General features: G+C 41.7%; 20 protein-coding genes. 6 read left to right on the top strand and 14 right to left on the bottom strand.

The window, feature by feature from the left end; genetic code table 11:
- Positions 1-2 precede the first annotated feature (2 nt).
- The 4 genes from C9J12_RS00950 to C9J12_RS00965 form a co-directional block, all read right to left on the bottom strand.
- A complete protein-coding gene (locus C9J12_RS00950; protein WP_107241003.1) occupies positions 3-557 on the bottom strand; it encodes a Slp family lipoprotein in 555 nt (184 codons plus the stop codon).
- Positions 558-713: 156 nt separating this feature from the next.
- Positions 714-995: a hypothetical protein gene (locus C9J12_RS00955; RefSeq protein WP_011217816.1), complete on the bottom strand. Its 282-nt coding sequence runs from the start codon at positions 993-995 to the stop codon at positions 714-716.
- Positions 996-1117: 122 nt separating this feature from the next.
- Entirely contained in the window at positions 1118-1828 is a 711-nt protein-coding gene (gene tsaB, locus C9J12_RS00960; protein ID WP_107241004.1) for a tRNA (adenosine(37)-N6)-threonylcarbamoyltransferase complex dimerization subunit type 1 TsaB, read from the bottom strand.
- 15 nt (positions 1829-1843) lie between these two features.
- Entirely contained in the window at positions 1844-3787 is a 1944-nt protein-coding gene (locus C9J12_RS00965; protein ID WP_107241005.1) for an ATP-dependent DNA helicase, read from the bottom strand.
- A gap of 229 nt (positions 3788-4016) precedes the next feature.
- Here C9J12_RS00965 and purU point away from each other — a divergent pair, with 229 nt between their 5' ends.
- Positions 4017-4856: a formyltetrahydrofolate deformylase gene (gene purU, locus C9J12_RS00970; protein WP_193944631.1), complete on the top strand. Its 840-nt coding sequence runs from the start codon at positions 4017-4019 to the stop codon at positions 4854-4856.
- Positions 4857-4955: 99 nt separating this feature from the next.
- On the opposite strand, the gene C9J12_RS00975 is transcribed toward purU, so the two are convergent.
- Complete coding sequence (locus C9J12_RS00975) at positions 4956-5546, bottom strand: VOC family protein (protein ID WP_107241007.1); 591 nt, start codon at positions 5544-5546, stop codon at positions 4956-4958.
- Positions 5547-5973: 427 nt separating this feature from the next.
- Between C9J12_RS00975 and argS the strand changes: the two genes are divergently transcribed.
- Together argS and C9J12_RS00985 are read left to right on the top strand one after the other, a co-directional pair.
- A complete protein-coding gene (gene argS, locus C9J12_RS00980) occupies positions 5974-7704 on the top strand; it encodes an arginine--tRNA ligase (RefSeq protein ID WP_107241008.1) in 1731 nt (576 codons plus the stop codon).
- A gap of 218 nt (positions 7705-7922) precedes the next feature.
- Positions 7923-8942 carry a GGDEF domain-containing protein gene (locus tag C9J12_RS00985; protein WP_107241009.1) on the top strand — a complete coding sequence of 340 codons (1020 nt, stop codon included), beginning with the start codon at positions 7923-7925 and terminating at the stop codon, positions 8940-8942.
- Between the two features lie 171 nt (positions 8943-9113).
- On the opposite strand, the gene C9J12_RS00990 is transcribed toward C9J12_RS00985, so the two are convergent.
- Entirely contained in the window at positions 9114-9719 is a 606-nt protein-coding gene (locus tag C9J12_RS00990) for a DUF924 family protein (protein ID WP_107241010.1), read from the bottom strand.
- Positions 9720-9879: 160 nt separating this feature from the next.
- On the opposite strand from C9J12_RS00990, the gene C9J12_RS00995 reads away from it, so the two are divergent.
- Positions 9880-10308: an HIT domain-containing protein gene (locus C9J12_RS00995; protein ID WP_107241011.1), complete on the top strand. Its 429-nt coding sequence runs from the start codon at positions 9880-9882 to the stop codon at positions 10306-10308.
- Between the two features lie 91 nt (positions 10309-10399).
- Here C9J12_RS00995 and C9J12_RS01000 read toward each other — a convergent pair whose 3' ends face one another.
- From C9J12_RS01000 to znuA, 5 genes are all read right to left on the bottom strand, one after another.
- The gene (locus C9J12_RS01000) at positions 10400-10642 is read right to left on the bottom strand and encodes a FeoC-like transcriptional regulator (RefSeq protein WP_107241012.1); all 243 of its coding nucleotides are present in this window, start codon (positions 10640-10642) and stop codon (positions 10400-10402) included.
- Positions 10639-12912, bottom strand: coding sequence for a Fe(2+) transporter permease subunit FeoB (gene feoB, locus C9J12_RS01005; RefSeq protein ID WP_011217803.1), 2274 nt, complete (start codon positions 12910-12912; stop codon positions 10639-10641). The genes C9J12_RS01000 and feoB overlap by 4 nt, the downstream gene beginning before the upstream one ends.
- Positions 12912-13139 carry a FeoA family protein gene (locus C9J12_RS01010; RefSeq protein WP_006231125.1) on the bottom strand — a complete coding sequence of 76 codons (228 nt, stop codon included), beginning with the start codon at positions 13137-13139 and terminating at the stop codon, positions 12912-12914. The genes feoB and C9J12_RS01010 overlap by 1 nt, the downstream gene beginning before the upstream one ends.
- A gap of 182 nt (positions 13140-13321) precedes the next feature.
- Positions 13322-14671 (bottom strand): murein DD-endopeptidase MepM, encoded by a 1350-nt coding sequence (gene mepM, locus C9J12_RS01015; RefSeq protein ID WP_107241013.1) that lies wholly within the window; start codon positions 14669-14671, stop codon positions 13322-13324.
- Positions 14672-14673: 2 nt separating this feature from the next.
- The gene (gene znuA, locus C9J12_RS01020) at positions 14674-15567 is read right to left on the bottom strand and encodes a zinc ABC transporter substrate-binding protein ZnuA (protein WP_107241014.1); all 894 of its coding nucleotides are present in this window, start codon (positions 15565-15567) and stop codon (positions 14674-14676) included.
- A 95-nt stretch (positions 15568-15662) separates the two neighbouring features.
- On the opposite strand from znuA, the gene znuC reads away from it, so the two are divergent.
- Together znuC and znuB are read left to right on the top strand one after the other, a co-directional pair.
- A complete protein-coding gene (gene znuC / locus C9J12_RS01025; RefSeq protein WP_107241015.1) occupies positions 15663-16436 on the top strand; it encodes a zinc ABC transporter ATP-binding protein ZnuC in 774 nt (257 codons plus the stop codon).
- Entirely contained in the window at positions 16429-17214 is a 786-nt protein-coding gene (znuB, locus tag C9J12_RS01030) for a zinc ABC transporter permease subunit ZnuB (protein WP_107241016.1), read from the top strand. The genes znuC and znuB overlap by 8 nt, the downstream gene beginning before the upstream one ends.
- A gap of 110 nt (positions 17215-17324) precedes the next feature.
- On the opposite strand, the gene C9J12_RS01035 is transcribed toward znuB, so the two are convergent.
- The 3 genes from C9J12_RS01035 to sucC form a co-directional block, all read right to left on the bottom strand.
- Complete coding sequence (locus C9J12_RS01035; RefSeq protein ID WP_107241017.1) at positions 17325-17633, bottom strand: VF_A0006 family four-cysteine protein; 309 nt, start codon at positions 17631-17633, stop codon at positions 17325-17327.
- Between the two features lie 173 nt (positions 17634-17806).
- Positions 17807-18679 (bottom strand): succinate--CoA ligase subunit alpha, encoded by an 873-nt coding sequence (gene sucD / locus C9J12_RS01040; RefSeq protein WP_107241018.1) that lies wholly within the window; start codon positions 18677-18679, stop codon positions 17807-17809.
- The gene (gene sucC / locus C9J12_RS01045; protein WP_011217795.1) at positions 18679-19845 is read right to left on the bottom strand and encodes an ADP-forming succinate--CoA ligase subunit beta; all 1167 of its coding nucleotides are present in this window, start codon (positions 19843-19845) and stop codon (positions 18679-18681) included. Before sucC ends, sucD begins: the two co-directional genes overlap by 1 nt.
- Positions 19846-19875 lie beyond the last annotated feature (30 nt).

The following is a 19875-nucleotide window of genomic DNA, read 5'->3' on the forward strand; positions in this document are numbered from 1 at the left end:
GGTTACTTAGTTACACGTTGCTTTACTTCACCTCGTGTCGAACCAAAACCATAATTCATAAACGAACAGCGAGTACCTATACAACTATGATACGCATCGAAATTATCAATGCGTATTTCTTGTTTAATCTGCCAGATTTGAGAACCAGAAACCGTCACTACGGGAAATGTATATTCAAATTCCCCAACCTTACCTTTCTCATTACCATCTAGCGTACCGACAACCGTTAATAAACGCCCTTGGGTATATTCTAGTGGTTCAAGAAACCCATCAACATAAGCAACGAATCGACCTTGTGGCTTCTCATCCAATTTTGGACGACCATCAGAGGTTAAAGGCAAGCTTGCCATTTCAATGCGTGTCCGATGCTTTTCATTGGTAATCGAGGCAATAATTCCGCCAAGACGTACCTCTTTATGCTGTACAGATGCGGGATCATCAACGATCGTCGCAAAGTCAGTTATTGGGGTTTCAGTCTGCGTTTTCAGGCTATCTGGTAAGCTGGCGCAGCCTACCACAAAGAAGATAAACAGCCCAAGAAATAGCTTTCTAAACATTAGGTTCTCCGTCATAACGTTCAATATACGCTCAACAACTAATAACATCAGTAAACAGAGAGTTTATCGTAAGTAAAATGACATAAAATCGTCGATAGGTATAAGCAGTAGCATTTTATAGTGAATCGACTTTATATGGACTTTGAGTCGATATAACTACGCATAAAGATCGACACCAACGAGATTTGATAATTCATCTCTCTTATTTTGATGCATCACACCGAGGTATGAATCCAGCGCTTCTCGATTTATGCCTTCAGGTTGATCATATTGAATATTGGCACGTGCATTAAGAATAACATCAGGGCTTGTAGCTAGCTTTGAAACGCCACTAGCAATAACAGCAGATTGTGTATTATTCACCACTGCAGCAGGCTTTGAAGCCTGAGGTTTTTGTTGTGGATGAATGGAAGGTGGTAAACGAGTAATTGACACCATAATACGCCTCCGATAAACAAAGAAACGAGCGCTAACATGTATAATTTAACCAGTTGTACTGATTGCTGTTAATGTTCGTTTCTTATTTATTACTTCATATTTCGCCTGCTACTAAAGACGCTTTATTCTCGACCTGGTAGCTTTTTCCAAGTCACGGTATCACGTACATACACAGGACTCGCGTTTTCAGCAGAAACCGCTTCACCACGTGCTAATGCATATTGAGCAAGCACAACCATATCTTGTGAGTCAGGATAAAGAATCTCGCCCTTTTGAGCATTAAGATTCAGCTGACTACGTAATTCAGCATAGCTTTCCCAACCTGTACCTGCCGTTAACCAGATACCTGAATCGGTTTGATTTGCATTCTGTTCTTGTACTAGAGCATCAGGAGCAAGAACTCGCTCTTTACCCTGTAGTAACCAATCACCGTCGATTTGACGTCGGTATTGTCCCCAGTAAATCTCACCCATGCGGGCATCGATAGCCGTTAACACTTGCTCTGATTGATGTGTACGGTACGTGCCTTGTGCCATTGTCATCAATGTTGAAATACCCACCATAGGTAAATCAGCACCAAATGCTAAACCTTGAGCAATACCAATACCAATACGAACGCCAGTAAAACTTCCTGGGCCTCGACCAAAGGCTAGCGCATCAAGTTGAGTCAACTTCACGCCACCTTCAGCCAGAACAGTATCGACCATAGGTAATATTTTAGTTGTATGTTCACGTGGTGCATATTCACAACGTGAAATAATTTCATCACCCATCATAAGGGCTACAGAACAGTTTTCAGTTGATGTATCAACTGCAAGTATTTTGGTGCTCATTCAAGCCTCTGAATGCTAGTGGTCATCATTTAACGGCGTATCAACACCGTTAACTTCCGACAGAAACTGCCCAACACGACTGATATCACGCGTACGTGGTATCTGTGGTAGGCTTCTTAAAAAGACAGCGCCATAAGGACGCGTGACCAAGCGATTATCACAAATAACGAGCACACCTTTATCCTGCTTATCGCGGATCAAACGACCCACACCCTGCTTTAGGGTAATAACAGCATCAGGTACTTGTACTTGTGAAAAAGGATCACCACCACGTAAGCGGCAATCTTCAATACGTGCTTTTAGCAACGGATCATCCGGTGCAGTAAAAGGCAATTTATCGATAATAACACAGCTAAGCGCCTGCCCTCTAACATCAATGCCTTCCCAAAAGGCACCTGTCGCCACTAAAAGTGCATTACCCCGTTCTAAATATTCAGCTAAAAGCTTTTGCTTCGTTGTCTCCCCCTGTACTAAAACAGGTAAATCTAACTTCGCACGAAAGCCTTCTGCTAAGTCTCGCACCATTTGATGAGAAGTACATAAAAAGAAACAACGCCCATTATTGGCTTCAATCAGTGGCGTAAGCATCTCCACCAGCTTATCTGCGGTGCCAAAGCTATTGGGTTCGGGTAAAAACCGGGGCACACACAACAACGCTTGTTGTTGATAATCAAATGGGCTTTCTAACGAGAACTGCTGTTTAGGTTCAAGTCCTAAGCGATGGCTAAAATGACTGAAGTCATCATCAACGGCCAGTGTTGCCGATGTGAAAATCCATGCCCCTTTTTGAAGCGCCATTTGTTCTCTGAATTTTTCAGCTACTGATAACGGGGTAATGTGCAAAGTAAAATGACGCGGAGTACATTCAAACCAATAGGAATAGCCTGGAATCGAGGTATCACACAAACGATTAAGGCGCGCTTTTAATAATGTGGCACGTTCAAATGCTGCATCTAATAGTTGGCTACGCCCTAGGGCTAATTTTAAGACATCGTAGGTGAGATCTAACGCATCGTTTAGACGGGTTAATTCACGTTGTACTGCAGGGGCTTTCATCGCATCACGCCAGTTTCCTCGAAAGCCGGGCTCACCTAACACAATTCGTAAATCAAAGGCTGCTTGCGTTAATCTATCAGCCGTCTTTTGTAGCTGCCGCATATCTTTTGCTTCAGTACGGTAAGCAATTTCAACGTCTTTGGCTAATTCTTGAAGTTGGCGACTCGATAAGCTCTGACCAAAATATTGGCTCGCGATATCAGGCATTTGATGGGCTTCATCAAAAATAAATACTTCAGCCTCGGGAATTAACTCACCAAAACCGGTTTCTTTTATCGCAAGATCGGCCAAAAATAAATGATGGTTTACCACCACCACATCTGATTCCATCGCCTTACGACGAGCTCGTACAACAAAACAATCATCAAAAGACGGACAATCACGCCCTAAACAATTGTCGTTGGTAGAGGTGATCATTGGGATAACAGGGCTATCTTCTGCCACACTATCACACTCACCCAAATCACCACTTTTTGTCGCAGAAGACCAACTACGCACTTTGATTAGTTGGCTAAGCAGCGTGGGATCGGCATGTACCCCATGGCTTTCTGTCATTTGACGACTGAGACGATCTAAACATAAATAGTTCGAACGCCCTTTTAGTAACGACACACGCCCCGTAAAGCCTAATGAACGCATCATTAAAGGTAAATCACGGTGGAATAACTGCTCTTGTAAATTTTTTGAACCTGTACTGATAATCGTTTTTTTACCACGCGCTAAAGCAGGAACAAGATAAGCAAATGTTTTTCCCGTTCCCGTACCGGCTTCTACCACTAACTGTGTTTTATTACAGATAGCATCGTCTACAGCTTGTGCCATATCAATCTGAGGTTGTCGTGCCTGAAAGCCCGGAATCGCTTTATCTAGAGCGCCTTTGGCGGCAAAAAATGACTTTATCATTCATGGTTATCTATACAGTATAAGATTGAGCATTATGCCAACTTTGTTAATCTGCGACCATGATTAATTAATACAAGTATTCGTTGTTGCCAGTGTAAAGCCATAAGGAATATAGAAATCAAATGCATATCAAAGGCTATTCACTGGCGTGATAATTCAATTATCTTTTGACCCTGTTATAAATACACGGTACATAGAAGGGAGTGTAATTTAAAAATACCGTTCAAGGATGACCATGGAAAAGAAAACGCTTCTCACCGATTGCCCCGATGCGATAGGTCTTATCTCAAAAATCACGAACATCTGTTATAAGCATCAACTCAACATTGTGCACAACAATGAATTTGTCGATAACACAAACAAGCAGTTCTTCATGCGTACCGAATTAGAAGGATATTTTAACGATAAAACCTTCTTAGCCGATCTAGATCATGCACTTCCAATAGGTAGTCACCGCCGTTTAGTCAGTTCAGAACGTAAACGTATTGTAATTATGGTCACTAAAGAAGCACATTGTATTGGTGATATTCTGGTAAAAGCCTATGACGGTACGCTTGATATCGACATCGCCGCTGTTGTGGGTAATTACGATACATTAGGTAAATTAACAGAAAAGTTTGATATCCCCTTTCACCATGTGAGCCATGAAGGGCTAACGCGTGAAGAGCATGAAGATAAATTGCTCGCATGCATTAAGCAATATGAACCGAATTATGTCGTACTTGCCAAATACATGCGCATACTTACGCCTGAGTTCGTAGCTGCATTCCCACACCAAATCATTAATATTCACCATAGTTTCTTGCCAGCGTTTATTGGTGCAAAACCTTACTTACAAGCTTTTGAGCGAGGCGTGAAAATTATTGGTGCAACAGCCCACTTTGTCACTAATGACCTAGATGAAGGCCCAATTATTACGCAGAACGTGATCCCTGTTGATCATAATTTCAGTGCCAAAGACATGGCACGATCTGGCCGTGATGTTGAAAAATCAGTACTCAGTAAAGCACTGGGGTTAGTGGTTGATGATCATGTGTTTGTCCATGGCAATAGAACAGTCATTCTTTAGTAAGCCAATATAATTATCACAGAATCAATAACGAGTTGAGAGTCGCTAATACCTACAACTCGTTATTTAGCTTTACCTTCTGTCTGCCTATTTCGTTATTTAAGCGTATTCGCTGTCAATCACATCTTTTAACGAACACGGGTGTAATTTGATACACACACCGTTTTTCTTAAATGCATAGGTGGGATTCGGCAAACGCTCTTTTTCCCCAGAAGGTGAACTTGCTTTCAGCTTGATGCCCTTTTCAGAAAGTCGAGGCCATTCTTGTTCAAGTAGGGGAAACGCTAACTCTAATACGTCTTTGAGTTCATCTGTATTCTTCGCCTTACCGGGGATCACAAATTCCACATGCTCCCACCCCTCTTGTGGATAGGTCTTATCACTTGGGTACGGTAATTCTAAACATTCAATCGACCAAGAACCGATGTTTAAGGGCTGGTGGAAACCAATGACAATAATAGGGCGGCCATTAATCATATTATTTGACCACTCTTCGCCATACGCTAACCATGCTTGATGAAGTGCCTTCGCAATATCCAAATCATTCACACGCAATGCGATATGATCCGCTTGGTATTGATCTAAAGGTAATCCTAGTTCATTTGCCAACGCCGTAATACGATCTAAAAAACCGGATAAATTGGCCAACATTTGCTCAGGGTGTAGACCTATGTCGGTTAACTTCTGCATGTTTTTTCTCCAGTAATTTTTGAATCAGCCAATGAACGCATAATTATCCACAGTTTTGCCATAAGAGGAAGCCTCAAGCACCATACGAGAGACCTTGCAGTATCTGATTCGTGCATAATTTTCATCCGTTACCCACTCATCAAAAAAAAACGCAAACAATACCTTTTTCAGGTTGCCAAAACACCTTAATATGTGGGTATTATTAGGGCTATACATATTAATGTATTCAAGATGCTATCTCTTAGTCCAGAGGATGTTCCGTCAAAAATACTCACGTAACGTATATTTACATTAATTGATTGAATTCTTGTAGCCCTCTTTCGTGATTATTCTTGACGGTTGTGCGTATTGCAACTCTTGAGTACCGTAACGTTTTCATCTCGCTAATCAATACATTAGCGTTACAAACGATTTAAAGGATCTGCGTGTGAACATTCAAGCACTAATTAACGATAAAGTCTCTCAGGCACTAGAAGCCGCTGGCGCACCAGCAGGTAGCCCAGCAGCAGTTCGCCAATCTGCAAAAATTCAGTTTGGTGATTACCAAGCAAACGGTGTAATGGGTGTTGCTAAAAAGTTAGGCACTAACCCTCGCGAATTCGCTCAAAAAGTTATCGATGTGCTAGATCTTGACGGTATCGCTGAAAAAGTGGAAATCGCAGGCCCTGGCTTCATTAATATCTTCCTAGATAAATCTTGGCTTGCAGCGCGTGCAGAAGAAGCACTAACCGATGACCGCATTGGTGTTGCCGCTGAGAAGCAACAGAATATTGTTGTCGATTACTCAGCACCAAACGTTGCAAAAGAAATGCATGTTGGCCACCTTCGCTCAACCATCATTGGTGATGCAGTAGTACGTACCCTTGAATTTTTAGGTCACAACGTTATTCGTGCTAACCACATTGGTGACTGGGGTACGCAGTTTGGTATGCTTATCGCAAACCTAGAACGCGTTCAAAATGAAACTGGCGAAGTTTCTATGGAACTTTCCGACCTTGAAGGCTTCTACCGCGAATCTAAAAAGCTATACGACGAAGATGAAGAATTTGCCGTTCGTGCTCGTGCTTTCGTTGTTAAGCTACAAAGCGGTGACGAATACTGTGCTGAAATGTGGAAAAAGCTTGTTGACGTTACTATGGTGCAAAACCAGATTAACTATGACCGCCTAAACGTATCACTAACCCGTGATAACGTGATGGGCGAATCCATGTACAACTACATGTTGCCTGGCATTGTTGCCGATCTAAATGAAAAAGGCCTGGCGGTTGAAAGTGACGGCGCACAGGTTGTATTCCTTGATGAATACAAAAACAAAGATGGTGACCCTATGGGCGTTATCATCCAAAAGCGCGACGGTGGTTTCCTATACACAACAACAGATATCGCATGTGCTAAATACCGTTTCGAGCAATTAAATGCCGACCGTGTACTTTACTTTATCGACTCACGCCAGCATCAGCACCTAATGCAAGCTTGGTCTATCGTGCGCAAGGCAGGTTACGTGCCAGAAGAAGTTACGCTTGAGCACCACGCATTTGGCATGATGCTAGGTAAAGATGGCCGTCCTTTCAAAACACGTGCAGGCGGTACTGTTCGTCTGGCTGATCTTCTTGATGAATCAGAAGTACGTGCTGCAAAACTTATCGAAGCGAAAAACCCAGATCTAGATGCAGCAGAGAAAGACAAAATTGCTAAAACAGTAGCAATGGCTGCGGTTAAATATGCAGATCTTTCTAAGCACCGTACAACAGATTACATCTTCGATTGGGACAACATGTTGGCATTCGAAGGTAACACAGCACCGTACATGCAATACGCATATACGCGTGTAGCTTCTATCTTTAAGCGTGCAGACGTGAACCTAGCAGATCTGACTCATCCTATTGTGATCAACGATGAGAAAGAGCAAGCACTTCTATCAACTCTTCTTCAGTTTGAAGAAGCAGTACTAAATGTTTCTCGTGAAGGTCAGCCACACCTTATGTGTACTTACCTATTCGAACTTGCAGGTAAATTCTCAAGCTTCTATGAAGCTTGCCCAATTTTGAATGCTGAAGAAGCTGTGAAGCAGAGCCGCCTGAAGCTTGCTCTACTAACAGCTAAAACAATTAAACAAGGTTTAGACCTACTAGGCATCGAAACCCTTGAACGTATGTAATAAATTTTGAGCTCTGGCTGATAATTTAAACAATACAAACTAAAAAAATTAAGCCTTCTAGGGTATCCTTAGAAGGCTTTTTTATTATACATTCACGAGGTAAATCAATTAGACCATCAGAAACATACCTTTAAGAGTACCTCGGTATTGTTTTGAGCATTAATTTTTATCTTGATTGGCACAATATCAAGTTTTGCGTTTAGACATGGAATTAGGTTATGAATACAGATAGCTTTGTGGAATCAACTGAAACGTTAAAAAAGACCGTTCCTCTAATGATGAAACACAAAGTTCCAATAACCCCGACTAACTACGCTCTTTGGTATACGTATACAAAGCAACAAACCCCTGAACTCAACCTAGCGATTGATCACGGCATTGCTGAACTCGGGTTATGTACCCCTACATTGTGTGAATCGTTATATCAGAAACACTTAGCCAATCAAACAGAACAAGATGTGCGACAAGTAAAACAGAGCCTAACGGCTATGGTACAAGAGCTCTCACACACAATGGCAGATGCGTTATCTGATACCGAAATATTCCAAGGTGTATTAACTAAGAGTTTTGATCAGCTCGAAACTGCAGAACAAAATGGCTTATCACTTGATGACACAATGAAGCTTGTTAGAGATCTCATTCGAGAGTCTCGTCAAATTCAAGCCTCGACGGGTACATTTAAGGGGCAATTAAGCAGCGCAAAAGATGAAATAACCACATTACGCGAAGCTCTTGCTGAAAGCCAAAAAGAAGCCAATGAAGATGCGCTTACCGGTATTTTAAATCGCCGCGCTTTTGACCGAGATTTCCAACATTACATCGAAAGCAACACCCCGCTCAGTTTTATTCTGTTAGATATCGATAAATTTAAAGATTTCAATGATAAATTTGGCCACTTGATGGGCGATCAAGTACTGAAAACCATCGCACGTCGCTTAAAAGAAAACTGTCGCGATTATGCTCAAGCTTATCGTTTTGGTGGTGAGGAGTTTGCTATTATTCTTCCTCATAAAATGAAGGCATCAGCACGTCAACAAGCTGAAACATTCAGACGGGCATTTGAACGAATTTCTGTGATTGATAAAAAAACAGGTCAGCGTGTTAACTCAATAACCGCATCTTTTGGCGTTGCAGAAAAGCAGCCAAACGAGTCAGGTGAATGTTTGATTAACCGCGCCGATACCTTTATGAATCAGGCTAAACAATTGGGCAGAAACCGCGTATTACCATTAAATTAAAAATAGCGTTGAATTAACAATAGCGTTGAACTAACAATAGCGTTCTCAAAAAATCACGTGTGAAAAAGGTCACCCTAATATTTGAAACAAAAGAATGACCTTTTCCCTCACAAAGCAAACATAAAATAAATCACGTACGCTTAATATCAAGTGCTCTTAACGCTCGTCACTTTATTGCCCAAAACGCTGCCCGCCACCATTTAACCAATGCATTTCTTCTGGGGTCGATAGCCGCCCATGAACAGCATTACGGTGCGGGAAGCGACCAAATAACTTAATGACATCGTGATGGCTGATCGCGTACTGATAAAAGCCGTCAAAGATAACCGCGTTTTCTGGTAGCACTGTCTGCCGCAAGCGATCAAAGCGAAATACGCACTCTTCCTGATCTTCCTGTGTTTCAGAATGTTCCAACGGCAGATAGAAAAAAACCCGTTCAATTGGCGTTAATTCTTCATCTTGATTTTTTGCTAACCCCCGCTTACAAATAGCCAGAGCCAATGAATCATAACGAAACGCAGCACTTAATCCACGGTAAATATTTCGAGTAAACTGATCGAGTAAGATGATAAGTGCTAACGCACCTTTGGGGGTTTCTGCCCACTTGCCCAACTCACCTCGCCCTGCGCGGCTCATCAGGTCTCTATACTGCTCAGTGATTAATGTATCGGTCTCTATATCGCCTTTAAACCACAAGGCGTTCTTATCATTTTTAGGGACTTCTCCATCCAGATCACCAAACCAAAAGTCCAAAACTTGCTGATATTCATTAACCATTTTCATCTCCACTCAACAACGCTTATACCTGAATAAATACACTTACAGTAGCAGAGTCTTTTTATTTAACAGATAATGTCAGAATACCGAAGTACCTATTTATAGAAATCTGCAATGTTTCAGCTTGTGAGCAACACTGTACTCTTAAGGAATATTTACAATGAGTTTCATACTACATTCACGATTAGCGTCAGATACCACAATCTTAGGTGAATTACCGCTTTGTCAGGTGCTACTGTCTAAAGAAGCATTAGGGCCATGGTTAATTCTAGTACCGCGCAAAGAAGACTTAACCGAAATTCATCACCTTCCTGAAGATGAGCAATATCAGCTCATGCGTGAATCAAGCGCGGTTGCTTCGTTATTAGAAAATAGCTACCAAGCAGATAAAATTAATGTAGGGGCGTTAGGTAACCTCGTTCCTCAATTGCATGTTCATCACATCGCACGCTTTAAGGTTGATGTTGCATGGCCAGGGCCGGTTTGGGGCAATACTGATGGCACACAGCGTGCTGAAGAGCTACAACTCGCATTAGCAGAAGATCTTCGTGTAGATCTGAGCAATATCACAGGATTTGTTTCAGCATAACGCTGTCATGATTAGCCGTTTTTCAAACGGCATGCATTAAAAAGGCAACCCGCAGGTTGCCTTTCATACTCTATTTCTTATCAAGCAAAGATTAACGCATAACAGTTATTGATAACTCGTTTGCATCTAAGCATCGGTACCAGACTTCTTTTGCTGATTGGCAACAACCATCACTATCGCAACCCACTAGCTCTTTACCAATAAGCCCTTTGCGGATCCAAACAGCTAGCATTGCTTCAACGCCATCGGCTGACATTCCAAAATGAGTCGCTAAGTTACTACGGCTCGAACGCCCATGCTGTTCAATATATTGCTTTAGCTGTTGAAGAATCATAATAATGCCAATTCTTTCTGTTGTTTTTGCCCTTGGTATTTAAACACAATAAACAATCCAACATTAATTAATACGAAGAAAGCTATCCATCCCATACTACTTACCGGATGGTCAGTAAAATGTGCTACTTGGTAGAAAATAGTCGCAAATGTATACGCTAACAGCATTGTCCAGCCTGCAATAAATACAGAGAACTTCTGACCAAACTCACGAACATACGCACCCATCGCGGCTGCACAAGGCGTGTATAACAAGATGAATATTAAATAAGACATTGCCGCAGCAGAACTCACAAAGTGCGCTTGAATATTACCAAAGATAGACTGATCGACTTCTTGCTCTTCAGCCGCTGTACTTAAATCATCTAGCTCGCCGACGGTAATACCAAGAGGATCCGAATAGCTAAGATCTGCTAAGTTTGCAGGAATTGATGCTACCGCTTCTTGTAAACTGCCAAATAAATCATATTCTGCGTCTTCATCTGCCGAAGGAGCATACAAGCTGTTTAGCGTACCAACTACAGCTTCTTTAGCAAAAATACCAGTGATGATGCCAACAGTCGCTGGCCAGTTATCTTCTTTTACACCAATAGGCGAAAGAACAGGTGTTACAATTTGTGCCGCTCTTGATAGTACTGAATTTTCACTATCCTCATTGCCGAATGTACCATCAGTACCCAATGAGTTGAAAAAGCTTAGGCAGGCAACAACAACAACAATCGTCTTACCCGCACCAAATACAAAACGCTTTAGCTTCTGCCACGTTTTAATACCCACATTACGCATAGTCGGAAACTCGTAATCTGGCATCTCCATAATGAAACTATCGCTCTTACCTGGGTATAGCGTGTAACGAAGAACAACACCCGTCATTACAGCAGCGAAAATACCCAACACATAAAGACCGAAGACTACGTTTTGACCATTATTAGGGAAAAAAGCAGCGGCAAATAAAGCATAGACAGGTAAACGTGCACCACATGACATGAATGGCGCCATTGCTGCTGCCAGTTTACGTTCACGCTCTTGCTCTAGAGTACGCGTCGCCATGATTGAAGGGACGTTACAACCAAAGCCTAATACCAATGGTACAAACGCTTTACCTGGCAAACCGACTTTCTGCATTACCTTATCTAGCACAAAGGCAGCTCGCGCCATGTAGCCAGAGCTTTCAAGTACTGCAAGAAATAAGTACAAACATGCAATAACAGGAATGAAGGTCGCAACGGTTTGAACACCACCACCAACACCATCAGCAATAACCGTCACCAACCAGACTGGTAAATGATCGTCTAATAAATAATGACCACCATCAACTAAGATCGCACCAACACTAATATCAAAGAAATCGATGAATGCACTACCAATGTTGATAGAGAACATAAACATCAAATACATTACAACGAAGAAAAATGGGATACCAAATGCGCGGTGTAACAATACAGCATCAATTTTGTCGCTAATGCTTCGGCTTAATTTACCTTCTTGACGACGCACCTTTTGGCAAAGTTGGTGCAAATAGGTATAACGCACATCTGCTACTTGAATATCAGGGTCAACATTGACTAGCAATTTATTACGAGCATTACATGCTTGGCTCTTATCTGCTTCAGATAAGCCATTAATCACCAAAGTATCATTCTCTAATACACGAATCGCTTGAGAGCGCGCATTTAGTTGGCCATTAGAAAATAACCCTTCAAGTTCAGTAATTGCAGATTCAAAATGCTGACCGTAATCTAAAACCATGTCGCCTACTGCGACACCTTGTGCAAGCATTTTATGTAGGTTCGTTTTGAAGGCTTCTACTTGTTTTAAATTATTTGCAGATAAACATAAAACAGGGCATCCAAGCATTTTTTCTAATGCTTTAACATCCAGAATTTGACGCTGACGTTGTAGCACATCCATTTTATTAAGCACGACCACCATTGGGCGCCCTAATTCACGTAATTGCAGTGTCATATACAAACTACGTTCAAGACAAGATGCATCAACCACGTTAATAATGACATCGGCAGGTGTTGTTAAAATAGCGCGGGAAGCAATGGCCTCATCTAAACTATTTGCATCATTTGCACTATCTAAGTTATAGATACCGGGCAAGTCTGTTAGCGCAAAATTATCACCAGCGCATTGGTAATTACCTGTTTTCTTTTCAACCGTTACACCAGCCCAGTTACCGACTTGCTGCTTTGCACCAGTAAGACCATTAAATAAAGTTGTTTTACCACTGTTTGGATTACCAACAGTTAAAATATTGTACTTCATTAATGTGCCTCTACTTCAATATCTGCAGCAATTTGCTTACGTAAGGCAATATTAACACCACGAACTCGAACCTGAAGAGGATCTCCCAGAGGGGCAAAACGCACAACCGTAATTTCAGTGTTAGGCAAAAGTCCCATTACCATCAACTTTTTACGGGTTGCAGTAGGGAGATCAGATAAATGGGTGACAATGCCGCTTTCACCACAAGACAACTCAGACAGTTTCACAGTAAATGACTACCTTAATAAGAATTATTAGTATTTCCACTTAAGATCTTACACATTCAGATGCATTACATCTTGTTTAAAATCAACCTTTATAGCTCCATTGGTGAATTCATTGATTGTAAAAATGAAAAAGCGCACTAGGTGCGCTTTTTTCAAGTCAGTGTAACTCTAGTAACATGACCTTAACCAGGCATCACACTCAATAGCCTTTGCTTCTCTTCACTCGCTTCTTTCTTAAATACTGAGCGTGCTTTTCCTGCTATAGGCGCAGCTTGAGGTAAAGGTACTTTCATTGCATTTACCGGGCGATTATTTTTAATCAATTCAAAATGAAGGTGTGGACCCGTTGAGCGTCCAGTATTGCCACTTAAAGCAATGCGTTCACCCATTTTTATTCTATCGCCAACTTTGACTAAGCGCTTACTCAAATGCAGATAGCGCGTCATATAATCACGCCCGTGCTTAACGACAATGTAATTACCAGCTAATCGGTGATATCTCGATTTCACCACAACACCGTCTCCTGCCGATAGTATTGGCGTACCAATAGGTACAGCAAAGTCGGTGCCATTGTGTGGCGAGATCCGCCCTGTTACAGGGTGCTTACGATTAGGGTTAAACGACGAACTGATACGATAACGTTTTGCCGTTGGGTAACGTCTAAGAGCGCGATTTAAACTTTGGCCATTCACATCATAAAACTGACCGTCGGAGTGACGCATTATGAAAACTTCTCGATTACCACTTAAGTAAAAGAGAGCCTTAACATCCCCTCGCCCCACCGATTTACCATCAATGAATTCACGATCAACAGAGACAGCAAAACGATCACCTTTTCGCGCTACACGCCCAAAATCAAATTTCCATTGCAATGCTTTTACGACAGTTTGGATTTGTGACGGGGACAAACCAGCAGCTTGTGCTGAATTATAAAAGCTTCCTGAAACTCGTCCCGTTAAGAAGACGGATTGGATTACACCCGTTTTTTCAACGGCTTTATAGGTATAACCTTTAGGGCCTAACACAAAAGTATCGGTCGTTTTTTTATTACGCTGAATAGAAAGCTCTTTCACTTTCCCCTCTTTATTCAACGACCATTCAATGCTTTGCCCTACATGTAGGTTTTGAATTGTTTTATTCGCATCAATTAAACGATACATGTCGCTTATTGGTATCGCATATTGCGAGAATATAGAACCTAAGGTGTCGCCTGATGTAACTGTATGGGAATGTGCAACATCTGTTACCGCATCAAGCTTCTGCTCTAATTCATCTTTAGGCGCTAAAAACTCAGGATCGGCTTGATCAATAACGGCACCCAAAGGCTCGCTATTATTTTCTGACAAAATTTCAATGTCATCATGAGCGAGTTGAATTTCAACTCGCTGAGTAGATTGAAACGTAGAAGTAGTATGTTTACCAGGTTGCCAAAGAAGGGCAAGAGCCACCAACAATGACGTGGAGGCCAACGCAATCTGATGCTGCCTAGGTAGCTGTCTAGCTGAAGAAGTTGCAACCTTGTAAAATTTCATTTTTATTTAAGACACTTGCTAAAACTTTCCCCCAACTCCTCTAGGAATTGGACATAACCTCCCTTGCCCTCAGCAATATTTGTTGCCATAGGGTCAAGAGTACCTATTTTCACTTCAGTGCCATTAATTACACTGTTAATAACAGAAGGAGAAAACTGAGGCTCACTAAACACGCAAGAAGCTTGTTGATCTTGTAATGTTCGACGAATTGAGATTAACGTCTTCGCACCTGGTCTACGATCTGGCTCTACCGTAAAATGACCAAGATTGTTTAATCCAAATTGTTCTTCAAAATAACCATAACCGTCATGAAAAACAAAGTAGCCATGGTTAGCTACCGGCTTCAACTTATTTTCTAGCGCTAGAATTGCCTCTTCCACCTCTGCAGTGAACTGGGAAAGGTTAGCTTCATATTCATTTTTATGCAATGGATCATGCTTAACAAGCGCGCTAGTGATCACATTTGCAGCTTGAATTGCTTGCTTTGGCCCTAACCATAGATGTGGATCTATACCATCATGGCTATGTTTATGGTCACCATGATCGATAACCTCATCATGATCATAATGGCGAAAATCGACTGAATGCGAGAGTGTAATTGCTAAACTGTTCTCTTTATCTGTTAACAATTTGGTGAGGAAACGTTCCAATTCCGGCCCCACCCATATCACCAAATCAGCATCTTGAATTTTTTTAACATCTGACGGGCGTAATGCATAATCATGTGGAGAAGTACCTGGAGGCAAAATACTCTCACTGGTTGTTACACCTTCTACCAATTCTTGCACAATCAAATTTAATGGCTTCACCGTGGTCACAACCGTAAAGTCTTTTGCTGATACTGTTGTTGAAAAAGCTAACGCAATGGCACTACACCACAAGGTAAAGCGACGCATAAGAATTCCTATAAAAATTAAAGATGACGAGCAATATGGTGTGATGTTATAATATAACACCTTACTTTTGCAAATCTCTATAAGCATTCTTTTTTATGACAACGTTAGTTGAATTACAATCGGTGACTGTCACTTTTGGTGACCGACATGTACTTGACCAAGTATCAATGAAACTTGAACGAGGGCAGATCACCACATTAATTGGTCCTAATGGTGCAGGTAAATCGACTTTGGTTAAAGTCATTACAGGACTACGTAAACCTTCTGCAGGACACGTTGTTCGTCAAAAAGGAATTAGGATTGGTTACGTACCGCAGAAGTTACAACTCAACTCAACCTTGCCATTAACGGTCGACCGCTTCATGCGTCTAGCTGGTCGCTATAACGAAAATGCAAGGAAGGAAGCATTAACCTTAGTCGGTGGCACTCACTTACACCATAGTGATATGCATTCGTTATCGGGTGGTGAAATGCAGCGGGTTTTATTAGCGCGTGCATTATTACAAAAACCCGACGTATTAGTGCTAGATGAGCCGGTTCAAGGTGTAGATGTAAATGGTCAACTTGAACTCTACAATCTAATTCAAAGCCTTCGCGATATATTAAATTGTTCGATCTTAATGGTATCGCACGACCTACATTTAGTGATGGCAAAAACAGATAACGTTATTTGTTTACACCATCATATTTGTTGCTCAGGTGAACCCGATACAATTACTAATCACCCTTCATATGTTGCGCTATTTGGTCAACAGCAGAGTGAGCAACTCGCATTATATCATCATCATCATAATCATGAGCACGATTTAGCTGGTAGCCCTGTCGGCCCATGCCAACATAATAAACAACACGGACACGATAATGCTTGAGTTTCTTCTTCCTGCGCTTGCAGCTGGTATTGGTATCGCAATTCTTGCGGGGCCACTAGGTTCTTTCGTTGTATGGCGAAAAATGGCTTACTTTGGTGATACATTATCTCACGCATCATTACTGGGGATAGCCCTCGGTTTTCTATTTGATATAAACCTAAACTTAGCGCTAATTATTTGTTGTATGGTGCTAGCCGTAATTTTAGTGAGCTTGCAAAAACAAAAGTATGTCGCAACAGATACTTTACTCGGTATTTTGGCACACAGTGCATTGTCGTTAGGCTTAGTGGCAGTGAGTTTTCTTGATCATGTTCGTATCGATTTAATGTCTTATCTTTTCGGTGATCTACTGGCCGTTACAACCGCTGATTTGATGTGGATATACGGCGGGGGGATTTTAGTACTTGGTGCGCTGATCGCACTTTGGCGTCCGCTACTATCAATGACCATCAATGAAGACATGGCACAAGTTGAAGGCGTTAATGTAGACTTAATGCGACTGGCACTGATGTTAATGGTGGGCATGGTTATCGCCGTGGCAATGAAGTTTGTTGGCGCATTAATTATTACATCGTTACTCATTATTCCAGCAGCAACCGCCCGTAGATTCTCTCATAGCCCAGAAATGATGGCGTGTATGGCCTCTGTTATTGGCATTATTGCGGTATTCATAGGTCTTGCAATGTCATGGCATTATGACACACCTGCAGGCCCTTCTGTTGTTGTCGCAGCAGCTGCGATGTTCATGCTAAGCCAGTTAAAAATAGCAGAAAGATAGCGCCTAGCATTGCTAGTACATTACGGTAAACAGAGTAAAGCCAGTATGATATTGCTGGCTTTTCTTTATCAAAGACAAACACGATTGATTAAAGGCATGTAATTAAATACTTAGTTAAAAAAGCTACGGTGTTTCTCATTACATGTTTTTTTTACTTTCATTGATACTGCTCTATTTTTTGAATCCGGCAGGAAATCAAGTAAACATTGATTATAGTTCGCATCTTTTTCTGACAGCATGAAGTTATCAACATGAAGCTGGTTACAGGCATGGGTTAACATACTGGCCGCACTCGGATCTTCCGTTCCCGTTACATACTGTAATACACAATCTTGATACGCTGCTTTATCTTCCTTAGCTTGTGCATTACCTGCAATAAACAGCAGTACGAAGAATATTTTGTACTTATTCATAGCCATTAAATACACCGTTCAATTTTTAGTGATTATACTATAATTAAAATATACTTCTGCTTAACGAACAGTGAATAAACCTCAGAAACACATTTCAGGACGGGACACTTCAAATAAAAAAGCCTATCTCAATAATAGACAGGCTTTTTTTATTCGCAATAAGCTAAAGGAGTGAATAATTACCAACCAGTAACTTCACGCAGTGCTTTACCGATATCGGCTAGGCTTTTAACGGTCTTAACACCAGCTTCTTCAAGGGCTGCAAACTTATCTTCAGCAGTGCCTTTACCACCAGAAATAATTGCACCAGCATGACCCATACGCTTACCAGGAGGAGCCGTAACACCTGCAATGTAAGAAACAACAGGTTTAGTCACGTTAGCTTTGATGAATGCTGCCGCTTCTTCTTCTGCAGTACCACCGATTTCACCAATCATTACGATTGCTTCAGTTTCAGGATCTTCTTGGAAAAGCTTAAGAATATCAATGAAGTTAGAACCAGGGATAGGGTCGCCACCGATACCAACACATGTAGACTGCCCGAAACCTTCGTCTGTAGTTTGCTTAACAGCTTCGTAAGTAAGCGTACCGGAACGAGATACAATACCTACTTTACCTTTCTGATGAATATTACCAGGCATGATGCCGATCTTACATTCGTCTGGAGTAATAACACCCGGACAGTTAGGACCAATCATCACTACGCCTGCTTCGTCTAAACGTACTTTTACGTCAAGAAGATCAAGCGTTGGAATACCTTCAGTTATCGTTACGATTAACTTAATGCCAGCATCGATTGCTTCAAGGATTGCATCTTTACAGAAAGGTGCTGGTACATAGATAACTGATGCTGTTGCGCCAGTTTCTTCAACGGCTTCACGTACGGTATTAAATACAGGAAGACCAAGATGCGTTGTGCCGCCTTTACCAGGTGAAACGCCACCAACCATTTTTGTACCGTATGCGATAGCTTGCTCTGAGTGGAAAGTACCTTGACCACCAGTGAAGCCCTGACAAATAACTTTCGTATCTTTATTAATTAGTACAGACATTATTTGCCCTCCGCTGCAGCAACTACTTTTTCCGCTGCTTCAGTTAATGAAGTCGCAGCAATAATATTCAGACCACTTTCCGCAAGTTTTTTCGAACCTAGAGGTGCGTTGTTACCTTCAAGGCGAACAACTACTGGTACTTTAACACCAACCTCTTCAACAGCACCGATGATGCCATCAGCAATAAGATCACAACGTACGATACCGCCAAAGATATTGACAAGAACCGCTTTAACATTCGTATCCGATAGGATGATTTTAAATGCTTCCGTTACACGCTCTTTTGTTGCGCCGCCCCCTACATCTAGGAAGTTAGCAGGTTGGCCGCCGTGTAGGTTTACGATATCCATCGTACCCATAGCAAGTCCAGCACCATTAACCATACAGCCAATGCTACCGTCTAGTGCAACATAGTTAAGTTCCCATTGCGCTGCATGTGCTTCGCGCTCATCTTCTTGAGATGGATCGTGCATTTCACGTAGCTTAGGTTGACGGTACATTGCATTTGAATCAATGTTGATTTTTCCATCAAGACACAAAAGGTTACCTTCAGCAGTAACAACAAGTGGGTTGATTTCTAATAGCGCTAAGTCGTATTGAGCAAACATGTTGCCTAGACCCAGAAAGATCTTAACGAATTGCTTAATTTGATCGCCAACTAGGCCAAGTTTAAATGCAAGTTCACGACCCTGGTATGGCTGAGGGCCAACCAATGGATCAATCGCAGCTTGGTGAATAAGTTCTGGCGTTTCTTCAGCAATTTTTTCAATATCCACACCACCTTCAGTCGATGCCATGAATACGATGCGACGTGTAGCGCGATCTACAACCGCACCTAAATATAATTCATTTGCGATGTTAGACGCTTCTTCAACCAAGATTTTGGTTACTGGTTGACCCTTTGCATCTGTTTGAAAAGTGACTAGGTTTTTACCCAGCCATTTTTGAGCAAATTCTTTAACACCGTCTTTTGTATCATGTATCTCTACGCCGCCCGCTTTACCACGGCCGCCTGCGTGTACCTGACACTTAACAACTTTCTTATCTGTACTAATACGACCAGCCGCTTCAAATGCTTCTTGCGCTGTATCACATGCGAAACCTTCTGGAACTGGCAAACCGTACTCAGCAAAAAGCTGTTTTGCTTGGTATTCATGCAAATTCATGATGTTCTATCCGTTTTATATCCCTTAGGG

Origin of the sequence: Photobacterium frigidiphilum (assembly GCF_003025615.1) — a bacterium.
GTDB classification, from domain to species: Bacteria; Pseudomonadota; Gammaproteobacteria; order Enterobacterales; family Vibrionaceae; genus Photobacterium; species Photobacterium frigidiphilum.

Bases quoted from the DNA above. Each gene is read 5' to 3' on its own strand.
- C9J12_RS00995 (WP_107241011.1), top strand. From the start codon at position 9,880: ATGAGTTTCATACTACATTCACGATTAGCGTCAGATACCACAATCTTA.
- C9J12_RS01035 (WP_107241017.1), bottom strand. From the start codon at position 17,633: ATGGCTATGAATAAGTACAAAATATTCTTCGTACTGCTGTTTATTGCA.
- C9J12_RS00975 (WP_107241007.1), bottom strand. From the start codon at position 5,546: ATGCAGAAGTTAACCGACATAGGTCTACACCCTGAGCAAATGTTGGCC.
- mepM (WP_107241013.1), bottom strand. From the start codon at position 14,671: ATGAAATTTTACAAGGTTGCAACTTCTTCAGCTAGACAGCTACCTAGG.
- C9J12_RS00955 (WP_011217816.1), bottom strand. From the start codon at position 995: ATGGTGTCAATTACTCGTTTACCACCTTCCATTCATCCACAACAAAAA.
- znuA (WP_107241014.1), bottom strand. From the start codon at position 15,567: ATGCGTCGCTTTACCTTGTGGTGTAGTGCCATTGCGTTAGCTTTTTCA.
- purU (WP_193944631.1), top strand. From the start codon at position 4,017: ATGACCATGGAAAAGAAAACGCTTCTCACCGATTGCCCCGATGCGATA.
- sucC (WP_011217795.1), bottom strand. From the start codon at position 19,845: ATGAATTTGCATGAATACCAAGCAAAACAGCTTTTTGCTGAGTACGGT.
- znuC (WP_107241015.1), top strand. From the start codon at position 15,663: ATGACAACGTTAGTTGAATTACAATCGGTGACTGTCACTTTTGGTGAC.
- C9J12_RS00990 (WP_107241010.1), bottom strand. From the start codon at position 9,719: ATGGTTAATGAATATCAGCAAGTTTTGGACTTTTGGTTTGGTGATCTG.
- C9J12_RS01000 (WP_107241012.1), bottom strand. From the start codon at position 10,642: ATGATTCTTCAACAGCTAAAGCAATATATTGAACAGCATGGGCGTTCG.
- C9J12_RS00985 (WP_107241009.1), top strand. From the start codon at position 7,923: ATGAATACAGATAGCTTTGTGGAATCAACTGAAACGTTAAAAAAGACC.
- C9J12_RS00965 (WP_107241005.1), bottom strand. From the start codon at position 3,787: ATGATAAAGTCATTTTTTGCCGCCAAAGGCGCTCTAGATAAAGCGATT.
- feoB (WP_011217803.1), bottom strand. From the start codon at position 12,912: ATGAAGTACAATATTTTAACTGTTGGTAATCCAAACAGTGGTAAAACA.
- sucD (WP_107241018.1), bottom strand. From the start codon at position 18,679: ATGTCTGTACTAATTAATAAAGATACGAAAGTTATTTGTCAGGGCTTC.
- C9J12_RS00950 (WP_107241003.1), bottom strand. From the start codon at position 557: ATGTTTAGAAAGCTATTTCTTGGGCTGTTTATCTTCTTTGTGGTAGGC.
- tsaB (WP_107241004.1), bottom strand. From the start codon at position 1,828: ATGAGCACCAAAATACTTGCAGTTGATACATCAACTGAAAACTGTTCT.
- znuB (WP_107241016.1), top strand. From the start codon at position 16,429: ATGCTTGAGTTTCTTCTTCCTGCGCTTGCAGCTGGTATTGGTATCGCA.